This window comes from Catenulispora sp. GP43, assembly GCF_041260665.1.
In the GTDB taxonomy this organism is placed as follows: domain Bacteria; phylum Actinomycetota; class Actinomycetes; order Streptomycetales; family Catenulisporaceae; genus Catenulispora.
Genome location: NZ_JBGCCT010000024.1, coordinates 145,705 through 157,611 on the forward strand (window position 1 = coordinate 145,705; position 11,907 = coordinate 157,611).

An 11,907-nucleotide genomic window follows, 5' to 3' on the forward strand; every position below is an offset into this window, starting at 1 on the left:
GCCGGCCCGACAGTCGAAAAGAGGGGATCCGATCATGGCAACCATCAGGGAGAAGCAGGGCGCGGCGCACACCCGCATCATGGGTGTCGGCGGCTACGTGCCCAGCCGCGTCGTCGACAACGAAGAGGTCTGCACCTGGATAGACTCCTCCGACGAGTGGATCCGGACGCGCTCGGGCATCGCCGAGCGCCGCTGGGCCACGCCGGAGGAGACCGTCCTGGAGATGGCCGTCGAGGCCTCCGGCAAGGCGCTGGCCGCCGCCGGGATCTCCGGGGACCAGGTCGGCGCGATCATCGTCGCCACGGTGTCGCACTTCCACCAGACCCCCGCCCTGGCCTGCCTGGTCGCCGACCGGATCGGCACCAACGGCGCGGCCTACGACATCTCGGCCGGCTGCGCGGGCTTCTGCTACGGCGTGGCGCAGGCCTCGGACATGGTCAAGGCCGGCACCGCCGAGTACGTGCTGGTGATCGGCGTGGAGCGGCTCAGCGACCTGACCGACATCCACGACCGCGGCACCGCCTTCATCTTCGGCGACGGCGCCGGCGCGGTGGTGATAGGCCCGTCCGACACCCCCGGCATCGGCCCGGTGGTGTGGGGCTCGGAGGGCGACAAGTACGGCACCATCACCCAGACCTTCCCCTGGGGCGAGGCGCCCGAGCCCGACGAGGAGGGCGGCGAGGTCCGCGGCCCGTTCCTGCAGATGGAGGGCCAGGCCGTCTTCCGCTGGGCCTCCTACCAGATGGCCGAGGTGTCGCTGAAGGCGCTGGCCGAGGCCGGCATCACCGCCGGCGACCTGGACGCCTTCATCCCGCACCAGGCCAACATGCGCATCACCGACCGGCTGGTGAAGGTCCTGGACCTGCCCGAGCACGTGCCGGTCGCGCGCACCATCGCCGAGTTCGGCAACAACTCCGCGGCCACCATCCCGCTGGCCATGGAGCGCATGCTCTCCGACGGCTCCGCGCCGCACGGCGGCCTGGCCCTGCTCATCGGGTTCGGGGCGGGTCTGGTGTACGCGGCGCAGGTCGTTAGTCTCCCCTAGGGCTTCGCGGACACGCGGATCCCACCACCCAATGAAGAGAAAACAACGAAGGAGCGCCACACAATGGCTCTGACCCAGGAAGAGATCCTCTCGGACCTCGCCGAGATCGTCGAAGAGGTCGCCGGCGTCGACGCCGCCGACGTGCAGATGGACAAGTCGTTCACCGGCGACCTGGACGTCGACTCGCTGACCATGGTCGAGGTCGTCGTGGCCGCCGAGGAGAAGTTCGGCGTCAAGATCCCGGACGACGCGGTCAAGGACCTGTCCACCGTCGGCGACGCCGTCGGCTACATCCAGAAGAACCAGGCCTGAGCCACGCGCCAGGCGTGATGCTTCACCGCAGTACCCGCAATGCCAGCAGGACCTGAAGTACCAGCGGTACCCGAAGTAGCGCACAACGGTCGTCCGGCCGGCAGAACCCGTGGAACCAGAGATAGAAGGTAAGGCTCGTGACTGCTCGCAAGTCTGTTGTCGTCACCGGGGTCGGTGCGACCACGCCGCTCGGCGGGGACGCCGCCTCGTTCTGGGACGGGCTGCTGGCCGGACGCTCCGGGGTGCGCGATCTGACCGAGGACTGGGCCGAGCAGCTGCCGGTGCGCTTCGCCGCCCGGGTCGCCGTCGAGCCCTCGGCGCACCTGAAGCCGGTCGAGATGCGGCGCCTGGACCGCTCGGCGCAGTTCGCGCTGATCGCCGCCCGCGAGGCCTGGAAGGACGCCGGCTTCGACGGCAAGTTCGCCGAGCCGAACCGGCTGGGCGTCATGGTCGGCTCGGGCATCGGCGGCGTCACCACGCTGCTGAGCGCCTACGACGACCTGCTCAACAAGGGCCCCCGCGCGGTCGGCCCGCGCACCGTCCCCATGCTCATGCCGAACTCCCCGGCGGCTTACGTCGGCCTGGAGTTCGACGCCCGCGCCGGCGTGCACGCGCCGGTGTCGGCCTGCGCCACCGGCGCCGAGGCCGTCGGCCACGCCATCGAGATGATCCGCTCCGGCCGCGCCGACGTGGTGGTGGCCGGCGGCACCGAGGCGGCCATCCACCCGCTGCCGATCGCGGCCTTCGCCAACATGATGGCGATGTCCAAGCGCAACGACGATCCGCAGCACGCCTCCCGGCCCTTCGACGTCAGCCGCGACGGCTTCGTGCTCGGCGAGGGTGCCGGCATCCTGGTCCTGGAGTCGGCCGAGCACGCCGCCGCGCGCGGGGCCCGGGTCTACGCCGAGGCCGCCGGCGTCGGCTTCTCCGCCGACTCCCACGACATCGCCCAGCCCGAGCCCGACGGCCGCGGCGTGGCCGAGGCGCTGGCCTTCGCGCTGGAGGACGCCGACCTGTCGGCCGGCGACGTCAAGCACCTGAACGCGCACGCCACCAGCACCCCGCGCGGCGACCTGGCCGAGATCATGGCCTTCCGCAAGATCCTGGGCTCGGCCGCCGAGGACGTCGCCATCTCGGCCACCAAGTCGATGCACGGGCACCTGCTCGGCGGCACCGGCGCCATCGAGTCGGTGGCCACGGTCCTGGCCCTGCACCACCGCCAGGCCCCGCCGACGATCAACATCGAGACCCTGGACCCCGAGGTCACCCTGGACATCGTCCGCGACAAGCCGCGGGCGCTGCCCGAGGGCCAGATCGCGGCGCTCAACGACTCCTTCGGGTTCGGCGGGCACAACGTGGTCGTGGCCTTCCGGTCCGTCTGAGAACGGCAGGCACAACGATGTCAGTGACACAGACAACGGCGGCGCCGGCCATTCCGGCGCCTGCCAAGCCCTCCCGGGCGGACGACCCCCGCAACCCGGTCACCCGCCTGGAGCGGCTGTTCGACGCCGGCACCACGGAGCTCCTGACACCGGTCGACGACTCCGGCTTCCTGGCCGCGGCGGGCCTGATCGACGGGGTCCGCACCGTCGCCTACGCCTCGGACGCGACCATCCAGGCCGGAGCCATGGGCGCCACCGGCTGCCAGGTCATCCTGACCGCCTACGAGCACGCCCTGGCCGCCGGCAGCCCGATCGTCGCGCTCTTCCACTCCTCCGGGGCCCGGCTGCAGGAGGGCGTGGCCTCGCTGCACGCGGTGGGCCAGGTCTTCGCGGCCATGACCCGGGCCAGCGGCAAGATCCCGCAGATCTCCGTGGTCCTGGGACCGGCGGCCGGCGGCGCGGCCTACGGCCCGGCGCTGACCGACATCGTGATCCTGGGCCCGGCCGGCCGCATCTTCGTCACCGGCCCGGACGTGGTCCGCTCGGTCACCGGCGAGGACGTGGACGCGCTGCGCCTGGGCGGCCCCGAGCCGCACGGCCGGCGCTCCGGCGTGGTGCACGTGGTGGCCGACACCGACGACGCGGCGTACTCCAGCGCCCGCAAGCTGGCCGCGCTGCTGGGCGACCAGGGCACCCTGGACGTCGCGGCGGTCGAGGACCGCGACCTGGCGCACCTGCTCCCGGCCTCCCCGAAGCGCGCCTACGACGTCCACCCGCTGGTGAACGCGGTCTTCGACAAGGCCGGCGTGGAGCTGCACCCGAAGTGGGCGCCGAACGTGGTGACGGCCCTGGGGCGCTTCGGCGGCCGCACGGTCGGCGTCATCGCGAACAACCCGCTGCGCCTGGGCGGCTGCCTGGACTCGGCCTCGGCGGAGAAGGCGGCACGCTTCGTCCGCATGTGCGACGCCTTCGGCGTCCCGCTGATCGTCCTGGTGGACGTCCCGGGCTACCTGCCCGGCGTCGGCCAGGAGTGGGACGGCGTGGTCCGCCGCGGCGCCAAGCTCCTGCACGCCTTCGCCGAGTGCGTGGTCCCGCGCGTCACCCTGGTGACCCGCAAGACCTACGGCGGCGCCTACATCGCGATGAACTCCCGCGCCCTGGGCGCCACCAAGGTCTACGCCTGGCCCACCGCCGAAGTCGCGGTCATGGGCGCGGTGGCCGCGGTCCGCATCATCCACCGCCGCAAACTCGCCGAGGTCAGCGACGACATCAGGGCCCAGATGGAGCAGGAACTCGCCGCGGAGCACGAACTGGTCTCCGGCGGCGTCCAGCGCGCCATCGAGATCGGCGTGGTCGACGAGGTCGTGGAACCGGGCGCTTCGCGCAGCGCGATCGCGGCGGCCATCGCCGCGGCGCCGGGCGGGCTCGGCGGGGGTGTGCTGGTGCGCGGGCAGCATGGGAACATCCCGCTGTAGCTGTTGTAGGGTCAGCCCTCGGCTTCGCGCTCTCGCGCTGGTCGAGGGCTGATTCGTTTCGGGGGTGTTTGTGGGGGGACAGCCGGACGCCATCAGGATCGACTCCGCGCGCGGGATCCTGATGAGTGCGCGTGGCGCGGTCAACGACAAAACGGTGAACGCCGCGCGGATCATGGCGCAGGCCTTTCCGGACTCGTACACGACGCAGCTGGTCGAAAAGCTCCTGCGCCATTCCCATTTCTTCCGCGACCACCCCGATCTCCAGCTGCCGCTCCTGGAAGAGGCCGTGGACGCCGCCCGGCGGATCAAGGAGACCGAGCCCACGTGGCCCGGATTGGTGATCAACGCCATCAGTCGCCACGCCGCGTGGCTCCAGGCCCAGGGCCGGTGGCCCGAGGCCATGGACGTCTTCGCAGAGCTGGAACGCTATCGCGGCCTGCAGTCGAGACTGGAGCGGCATCCAGGCTCCCGAATCGACACCGACCTGGACGGGTGGGCCACGGCCCTGGAGGAATCGGGGCGGCGCGCGGAAGCCGTCGAGCTCTGGTACGAGGCGTTCGAGTTCGAGCGGACGCTGAGCTATTCGGCGGGCCTGCCCTGGACGGTCCTCGCTCTGACAGACGCACTCGAAGCGCTGGGACGCTTCGACGAGGCGGTGGCGGTCTTCTCCGTGCTTCTCGAAAGCAGGTCCGAGCGCCGCCCGGACCCGTGCGGTCTGGTCCATCTGGCCCGCATCCACCAGGTTGCGGGGAACCATGACGCCCGGATCGCCACGATGCACCAAGCCGCCGCGGCTCTCTCAAACCTGCCGGAGCACGGCGATGACGGGCGGGTTCTGTCGTTCCGAGGTTTCTACTTCAAGCACTTCCTCGTCTGCTCGACCCGAGCCGACGAGCCACAGCGCAGTACCGGCGAGCCCGACCACTCCTACGGCAGCTACTGGTGGTCACCCGGTCTGCGTCTCCGCTTCCATGCCGAAGCCGAGCGTCTCCTCGCCGAGGCCTCCGCGCTGCCCCACGGTCCGGATCGCGTGATCCGCCATCGCCGTGCCCTGGTCAGGCTCGCCTCCGCGCTCATGGAGTACCGCACCCGCCACCGCCTGGCAGAACCCTTCGACGAAGGTGTGTACCTCGCCGAGCAGGCCGCGCGAGGCGGATCAGAGGCCGCCCCGGAACTGCTGGCCCGCGCCTTGCTGGACCGCGCGCAGTACCGGGCGACCTGTCAGGATTTCGCAGGGGCCACCGCCGACTTCGGGGCGGCCCTGGACCTCGTCGAGCGGTGAGGCTCACCCCACGCAGGGCCCGTCGCACTTCACCGGGAACGTCTTCACATGCTCCAGCAACGCGTCGAGCTCACACGTAGCCAGGCAGATCCCCTGATCCCCGCTCCCGTAATACAAGTGCACCACCCCGTCGATGACGAGCGCGCCGGCGGGGAACGTCACCCGGTTCACGATCCCGGTCAGCTCCGACTCGGTCTGCGGCGTCAGGAGCGGGGCGGGCGTGCGCGCGATCACCTTCCAGGGCTCTGCCAGGTCCAGCAGCGCTGCGCTGATCTGCCACTCCGGCTCCTCCTCGCTGTCGGAGTTGCAGTAGAAGAACAGCCAGCCGTCCTCGGTGCGGATCGGCGGGGCGCCGAGTTCCGGGCCGCGGCGGACGCGCTTCTTCACCAGTTCGGCGCGGTCGCCGGGGATCAGGACCGCCGAGGTGTCGTAGTCGCCGACCGCGGCGGCGACGTGACCGGGCGGCGGGTTCTTCACCGCGTCCAGGTCGTCGAAGACCGTGTGCAGGATCGCCGCGCCGGGGGTGTCGGAGCACCAGGTGAAGTACCAGACGTACTTGCCGTCGATCGGCTCGGGCAGCAGTGTCGCGGCCTTCGACGGCGCCCCCTGCGGGCCGACGACGCCGTGCTTGGTGACGGTCTCGGCGCGCAGGTCGGGCGTGGTCGCCAGAGCGATGCGGACCTTGATGTCCGGCGGCGTGCCCTCGACGGCGGTGTAGTAGATGTAGTACTCGCCGTCGAGGAACACCACGCGCGGGTCCTCGCAGCCCAGGCCCTGCTCGTAGGGCTGGTCCGGGGCGATCAGCGGCTCAGGGCGGCGCACGAAGGTCACGCCGTCGGTGCTGTCGGCGATGCCGATGGAGGACACGTACTCCCCCGCCGTACTGAAGCTCACTCCGTTGGTGGCGCGGTACAGCATGTGGATGACACCGTCCGCGCCTCGGACGACCGTGCCGTTGAGCACCGAGCCGGCCTCCCAGGGCTGGTCGGGGTTGCGGCGCAGGATCGGGTTGGCGGGATGCCGCTTCATCAACATGCAGTCATCCTGCCGTAGAAGCTAGCCCTCAAGCAGGACCCTGCCATAGTTCGCCATCGACCGGTTGTAGCGCGGCAGGTGCTTGGCCAGGGCGACCAGCACCAGCGACAGCCCCTCGCGGTCGCGGCCGAGGGTCGACAGGCACAGCGCGATCGTGCAGTCCAGCGCGTCAGACAGGTGGTCCTCGCCGCCGGTCTCCTTCTCATCGAGCAGCGTCGCCAGCGCGTCCTCGACCCGCCCGATGTTCCGCAGCGAGCTCGACATCTGGATGACGGCCCGCCGCCGGTTCTCCCCGGTCAATCCGCCGATCTTCAGTGCCTCGGCATACATCGGCACGGCGAGATCCGAGTGGCCCCAGCTGTCGCGCGCGGATCCCCGGTGGAAGATCGCGTCGGCGTCGCCCTCGGGCAGCTCGGCGGCCAGCGCGTCGACCTCGGCGAGGAACTTCTCCTCGTCGTAGTCGTCGATCGCGGCGAACAGGGCGGCGACACGGCGGTTGACGTCGGCCTTCAGGTCGGCGGTCATGGGAATTCCCCTCCAGGTGAGAATGATCTGCCTTGCGGGGAAGATCTTGCCGAGACGCTACGATCATCGAAAGTCTTTCGGCCACCGCCGAAGGACTCAGCGTCCCCGGAAGGCCCCCAGATGGCCATCAGCCTCGGCTTCGGCCCCGCCGACCTGGCCCGATGCCGGTTCGCGGTCTCGCCGGCCTTCGAGACCCTGTCCGCGATCCGCGACGCGACCGGCTCCCAGGGCCCCGGCGCGCACGCCCGCTGGCTGGACAGCGTCCGCGCGGCGCTGCCCGGCCTCGGCCTGGAGCCGATCGTCCTGCTCCAGCCCCGCCGCGGCTACACCCCCGACTTCCTCGCGCCGCCGCCGACCGCCCCGGTCGGCGACTTCGACGCCGAGCTGACCCGGATCGCCGCCACCCCGGCGCCGGTCGTGCGCCGCGAGATCGAGCTGGCGCTCCGCTACACCCCCGGCGGCCGCGACACCCCGGCCGGCCGGCTGCTGCTCGGCGACCCCGCCGAGGTCCTCAGCCTGCTGACGCAGCTGATCCGGGGCGCCTGGGACGCGCTGGTCGCCCCGCGCTGGCCGCGGATCCGGGCCCTGCTGGAGGCCGACGTCGCCCACCAGAGCCGCCGCCTGGCCGCCGGCGGCCTGGACGCCCTTTTCGCCGACCTGCACCCGACCGTGCACTGGACCGGCGACACCCTGATCCGCGACCCGGGGGGCGACGAGCACCACGACCTCGACGGCCGCGGCCTGATCCTGATGCCCAGCGTGTTCAAGTGGGACGAGGTCGTCGTCATCACCGATGCCCCCTGGCAGCCGACCCTCATCTACCCGGCGCGCGGCCTGGGCAACGCCTTCGAGCCCCGGCGCGGCACCACGGCGGCGGCCCTGACCAAGCTGGTCGGCCGCACCCGCGCGCACCTGCTCACCGGCCTGGAGGAACCGGAGTCCACCAGCCGCCTGGCGCACCGGCACGCGCTCGCCCTCGGCACCGTCTCGGAGCACCTGTCGGTGCTGCGCGAGGCGGGCATGGTCGTCGGCGAGCGGCACCGGCACGAGATCCGGTACCGGCGCACCGACCTGGGCGACCGGGTGGTGCGGGGGCACTAACGGCGACGGCTTCCCCCGACAGCCGGAGGTCTGCCAAGGCATAGCCTCGCGCCAGCAATCGCTCGTAGAACCCGGCGACTCCAGCGTGCCGAGGCAACCCGGCACTACAGCTTTCTTGCGGCATTTCTCGCGGCAGTTTTCACCAGCCGCCGGCTGCCAGCTCCCGGGTGACCTCCAGGAAAGCCGCCAGCGCCAGCGCCGGCTCGCCGCCGCCCCACACCACCCCGACCCGCCATCGTGCCGCCTCGTGGTCGATCGGCACCCAGCGGATCCGCTCGGGCGCCACCACGACCGGCGCCCGGGCCGACACCAGCGCGACTCCGACGCCCGCCGCGACCAGCGCCATCACCGTCTGCAGGTCGTTCGCCCGCTGCAACACCCGCGGCTTGATCCCCTCGGCGGCCAGATAGCACTGGACCTGGTCGACGAACCCGGGGCCCTTGGTCTGCACCAGCTCGACCATGCCGTACCGCTTGATCAGCTCCCGCACTCCCGGCTCGGTGTCGACGGTGCCCGGGACGGCCAGCATCAGCCGGTCGGCGCCGAGTTCGAGCACGGACAGGTCCGGCTCCACCGGCAGCCGCACGAACCCGGCGTCCAACTGCCCGCGCCGCAGCCGCTCCAGCTGGATCGCGGTGGCCATGTCGTCCAGCGTCACGCCGACGTCCGGGTGCCGGCGCCGGAACTCGGCGACCGCCCGGGGCGCGATGTCGATCGTCGACAGCCCGAAGCCCAGCGCCAGCCGTCCGGCGCCGCCCGCGGTCAGGCGCTTGGCCCGCAGCTCGAAGGCGTCCAGGCGCTCCACGGCCTCGCGCGCGTCGGGCAGCAGGGTCCGGCCCAGCGGCGTGAGCCGGGCGCCCAGGCGTCCGCGCCGGAACACCGCGCCGCCGATCCGCGCCTCCAGGGCCTGGATCTGCTTGGTCAGCGCCGGCTGGGTGACGGCCAGGGCCCGGGCCGCCGCGCCGAACGTGCCGTGGTCGGCGACCGCGACGAATGCCCGCACCAGCCGGTCTTCCATTCCCTCAGCTTATCGACAGCGCCTCGACATTCATTGGACTCATCGAACAGGCGGCGCTTGCATGGACCGCATGATGCTTCGCGCCGCCACCGTCCAGTTCGAGCCGCGTCCCGGCGCCAAGGAGTACAACCTGGCCCGGATCGAGCACTTCGCCCGGGCCGCCGCGGCCGACGCGGTCCAGCTCGTGGCGTTCCCGGAGATGGCCCTGCTGGGCTACTGGCACCTGACCAAGCGCGACGCCGCCTACCTGCACTCAGTCGCCGAGCCCGACGACGGCCCGGCAGTCGCCCGGATCAGCGCCCTGGCCGCCGAGCTGCACCTGGGCATCGGCTTCGGGCTGCTCACCGAGCGCGACGGCTGGCTGTTCAACGCCTACGCCGTCTGCCTGCCGGACGGCACCGTGCACCTGCACCGCAAGCTGCACGCCTTCGAGCACGAGACGATCTCCTCCGGCGGCCGCTACACGGTGTTCGACACGCCGTGGGACGTCCGGGTCGGGGTCCTGATCTGCTACGACAACAACCTGGTCGAGAACGTCCGCGCCACCGCGCTGCTCGGCGCGCAGATCCTGCTGGCCCCGCACCAGACCGGCGGCACGAACTCGGTGAGCCCGCACGGCATGAAGCCCATCCCGCTGAGCGTCTGGGAGAACCGGCACGCCGACCCGGCCGCCGTCCAGGACGCCTTCCGCGGCCCGAACGGCCGGGAGTGGCTGCTGCGCTGGCTGCCGTCCCGGGCCCACGACAACGGCCTGTTCGTGGTCTTCAGCAACGGAGTGGGCCGGGACGACGACGAGGTCCGCACCGGCAACGCGATGATCATCGACCCCTACGGCCGGATCCTGGCCGAGTCCTGGGCCACCGCCGACGCCATGGTCACCGCCGACCTGGACCTGGACCTGGTCCCGGACGCGACCGGCCGGCGCTGGCTGCGGGCCCGGCGCCCGGAGCTGTACCGGCCGCTGACGGCGGAGTACGGGAACGAGGTCGACGCGCGGACGGCGCGGTTCAGCTGAGCACACCAGCTGAACCGGGCGCCGCGGATCACCTGATCCGATCATCGGCTATCTGCCGCCGGTCATCGGTCATCGGTCATCGGTCATCGCCAGAGATCCGGTCATCGGAATCAGCCATCGAAATCAGCCGCCGAAGACCACTCGTGTGGGTGAACGCGCCCGCGATCAAGCCGCCTGGTCGGTCCCGCCGGGCATCACCCGACCTGATGCAACCACCGCACCGGCGCCCCCTCGCCCGCGTACCGGAAGGGCTCCAGCTCGTCGTCCCACGGCTTGCCGAGCAGCGCCTCGACCTCGCGCTCCAGCGTGGACTCGCCGCGGTGCGCGCGGGCCAGCGCGGCCCGCAGCCGGTCCTCGGCGATGACGATGTCGCCGTGCTGCCCGGTGGCGGCCCGGTAGACGCCGAGCGTGGGCGTGGAGCAGTAGCGCTCGCCCTCGGACCCGTCGGAGGAGTCCTCGGTGGCCTCGAAGCGCAGCTGCTGCCAGCCCCGCAGCTGCGAGGTGATGCGCGCCGCGGTCCCGGCCTGCCCGCGCCAGGACAGCTCGGCCCGCCACATGTGCGGTTCGGCCGGCTGGTGCGTCCAGTCCAGGCTGACGCGCACGCCGAGTACGCTCGCCACCGCCCACTCGATGTGGGGGCAGAGGGCGCGTGGAGCGGAGTGGATGTAGAGGACTCCGCTTGTTGTCACTGTCTTGTTTGCCGACTGTGCCGTCATCGGGACCTCCTGGCTGTGCTGCGGCGAGGTTCGCCTTCCCCAGCGGCCTTGCCCGCACCACGACCCGTGGAGCCCCATGTCAGCGGCCTTTATTGTGCCGCACGCTCCGGGCGCGGCACCAGTTGTCTTAGTGCTCTTGCACTCTAGGCGTAAGGACAACCTTCGCACAGGCCGCCAACCGGGTGAACCGCCAAGCCGGACATACCCTGAGAACTCGGAGATATCACCCCTGACATGGGTCGATAGTCCGATTGTCAGGCCGTGGTTCGGGGTTTCCCCTCACCGCCCCGCCGTCAGCCCCCGGATCACGACGTCCAGCGTCCGGTCCCGCACGAACTCCTGGTCCGCCTCCGACAGGTGGCGCTCCAGCGGCCCGCCGACCAGCAGCAGCGCGAAGCCGTGCACCACCGACCAGGCCGCGATGTCCGCGCCGGGGCGCCGCTCGGCGGGCATCCGCCCGGTCGCGACCACCTGGTCCAGCAGCCGGCCCAGGGCCAGGAAGGCCTCGGTCTGGTCGAACGGCTCGCCCTCGTACTCCTGGTGCTCCCCGCCGGGCACCGTGGTGCGGCAGAAGGCGGTCATGAACAGTCCGGCCTGGTCGATCGCGAAGTCGATGTAGGCGTTCGCCGAGGCGCGCAGCCGGGCCACCGCGACGTCGCCGGGGTCGCCGTCGTCCGGCACCGCGCAGGTCGCGGCCTCCAGCGCGGCGGCCAGGTCCGCCAGCGCGCTCTTCTTCACCTCGTCGAGCAGCGCGTCGGCGTCGGAGAAGTGCCGGTACGCCGCGGTCGCCGAGACCCCGACCCGCCGCGCCACCTCGCGCAGCACCACCGCCTCCGGTCCCCCGGTCCGGGCCAACTCCACCGCCGACTCCATCATCGCGTTGCGCAAATCGCCGTGGTGGTAGCGGGTCCGGGAGGCGGTCTTGGGCGTGCTCACCTGTTCATCGTGCCTCATGTTGACACCGTTAACAATGACCGGCATGGTTGATGTTAACGGCGTCA

At 71.6% G+C, this 11,907-nt stretch carries 12 protein-coding genes; 7 read left to right on the top strand and 5 right to left on the bottom strand.

Annotation, left to right across the window (positions count from 1 at the left end; translation table 11 throughout):
* Positions 1-34: 34 nt before the first annotated feature.
* From ABH926_RS37540 to ABH926_RS37560, 5 genes are all read left to right on the top strand, one after another.
* Positions 35-1,045 carry a ketoacyl-ACP synthase III gene (locus ABH926_RS37540; protein WP_370370721.1) on the top strand — a complete coding sequence of 337 codons (1,011 nt, stop codon included), beginning with the start codon at positions 35-37 and terminating at the stop codon, positions 1,043-1,045.
* A 63-nt stretch (positions 1,046-1,108) separates the two neighbouring features.
* Entirely contained in the window at positions 1,109-1,357 is a 249-nt protein-coding gene (locus tag ABH926_RS37545) for an acyl carrier protein (RefSeq protein ID WP_370370722.1), read from the top strand.
* Between the two features lie 137 nt (positions 1,358-1,494).
* Positions 1,495-2,739 (top strand): beta-ketoacyl-ACP synthase II, encoded by a 1,245-nt coding sequence (gene fabF, locus ABH926_RS37550; RefSeq protein ID WP_370370723.1) that lies wholly within the window; start codon positions 1,495-1,497, stop codon positions 2,737-2,739.
* 17 nt (positions 2,740-2,756) lie between these two features.
* Positions 2,757-4,214 carry an acyl-CoA carboxylase subunit beta gene (locus ABH926_RS37555; RefSeq protein WP_370370724.1) on the top strand — a complete coding sequence of 486 codons (1,458 nt, stop codon included), beginning with the start codon at positions 2,757-2,759 and terminating at the stop codon, positions 4,212-4,214.
* 121 nt (positions 4,215-4,335) lie between these two features.
* Positions 4,336-5,496, top strand: coding sequence for a hypothetical protein (locus ABH926_RS37560; RefSeq protein ID WP_370370725.1), 1,161 nt, complete (start codon positions 4,336-4,338; stop codon positions 5,494-5,496).
* A 3-nt stretch (positions 5,497-5,499) separates the two neighbouring features.
* On the opposite strand, the gene ABH926_RS37565 is transcribed toward ABH926_RS37560, so the two are convergent.
* Both ABH926_RS37565 and ABH926_RS37570 read right to left on the bottom strand, forming a co-directional pair.
* Positions 5,500-6,531: a hypothetical protein gene (locus ABH926_RS37565; RefSeq protein WP_370370726.1), complete on the bottom strand. Its 1,032-nt coding sequence runs from the start codon at positions 6,529-6,531 to the stop codon at positions 5,500-5,502.
* 21 nt (positions 6,532-6,552) lie between these two features.
* Positions 6,553-7,056, bottom strand: coding sequence for a tetratricopeptide repeat protein (locus ABH926_RS37570; protein WP_370370727.1), 504 nt, complete (start codon positions 7,054-7,056; stop codon positions 6,553-6,555).
* A gap of 120 nt (positions 7,057-7,176) precedes the next feature.
* On the opposite strand from ABH926_RS37570, the gene ABH926_RS37575 reads away from it, so the two are divergent.
* Positions 7,177-8,157 carry a DUF5937 family protein gene (locus tag ABH926_RS37575; protein WP_370370728.1) on the top strand — a complete coding sequence of 327 codons (981 nt, stop codon included), beginning with the start codon at positions 7,177-7,179 and terminating at the stop codon, positions 8,155-8,157.
* A 139-nt stretch (positions 8,158-8,296) separates the two neighbouring features.
* Here the strand turns inward: ABH926_RS37575 and ABH926_RS37580 are convergent, their stop codons facing one another.
* On the bottom strand, positions 8,297-9,175 hold the full coding sequence (locus ABH926_RS37580; protein ID WP_370370729.1) for a LysR family transcriptional regulator: 879 nt from the start codon (positions 9,173-9,175) through the stop codon (positions 8,297-8,299).
* 61 nt (positions 9,176-9,236) lie between these two features.
* Here ABH926_RS37580 and ABH926_RS37585 point away from each other — a divergent pair, with 61 nt between their 5' ends.
* Positions 9,237-10,190 carry a nitrilase family protein gene (locus ABH926_RS37585; protein ID WP_370370730.1) on the top strand — a complete coding sequence of 318 codons (954 nt, stop codon included), beginning with the start codon at positions 9,237-9,239 and terminating at the stop codon, positions 10,188-10,190.
* Positions 10,191-10,384: 194 nt separating this feature from the next.
* Here the strand turns inward: ABH926_RS37585 and ABH926_RS37590 are convergent, their stop codons facing one another.
* Entirely contained in the window at positions 10,385-10,879 is a 495-nt protein-coding gene (locus ABH926_RS37590; RefSeq protein WP_370370755.1) for a DUF3145 domain-containing protein, read from the bottom strand.
* Positions 10,880-11,185: 306 nt separating this feature from the next.
* Positions 11,186-11,842 carry a TetR/AcrR family transcriptional regulator gene (locus ABH926_RS37595; protein WP_370370731.1) on the bottom strand — a complete coding sequence of 219 codons (657 nt, stop codon included), beginning with the start codon at positions 11,840-11,842 and terminating at the stop codon, positions 11,186-11,188.
* Between the last annotated feature and the right edge of the window lie 65 nt (positions 11,843-11,907).

Bases quoted from the DNA above. Each gene is read 5' to 3' on its own strand.
- ABH926_RS37540 (WP_370370721.1), top strand. From the start codon at position 35: ATGGCAACCATCAGGGAGAAGCAGGGCGCGGCGCACACCCGCATCATG.
- ABH926_RS37545 (WP_370370722.1), top strand. From the start codon at position 1,109: ATGGCTCTGACCCAGGAAGAGATCCTCTCGGACCTCGCCGAGATCGTC.
- ABH926_RS37555 (WP_370370724.1), top strand. From the start codon at position 2,757: ATGTCAGTGACACAGACAACGGCGGCGCCGGCCATTCCGGCGCCTGCC.
- ABH926_RS37560 (WP_370370725.1), top strand. From the start codon at position 4,336: ATGAGTGCGCGTGGCGCGGTCAACGACAAAACGGTGAACGCCGCGCGG.
- ABH926_RS37565 (WP_370370726.1), bottom strand. From the start codon at position 6,531: ATGTTGATGAAGCGGCATCCCGCCAACCCGATCCTGCGCCGCAACCCC.
- ABH926_RS37570 (WP_370370727.1), bottom strand. From the start codon at position 7,056: ATGACCGCCGACCTGAAGGCCGACGTCAACCGCCGTGTCGCCGCCCTG.
- ABH926_RS37575 (WP_370370728.1), top strand. From the start codon at position 7,177: ATGGCCATCAGCCTCGGCTTCGGCCCCGCCGACCTGGCCCGATGCCGG.
- ABH926_RS37580 (WP_370370729.1), bottom strand. From the start codon at position 9,175: ATGGAAGACCGGCTGGTGCGGGCATTCGTCGCGGTCGCCGACCACGGC.
- ABH926_RS37585 (WP_370370730.1), top strand. From the start codon at position 9,237: ATGGACCGCATGATGCTTCGCGCCGCCACCGTCCAGTTCGAGCCGCGT.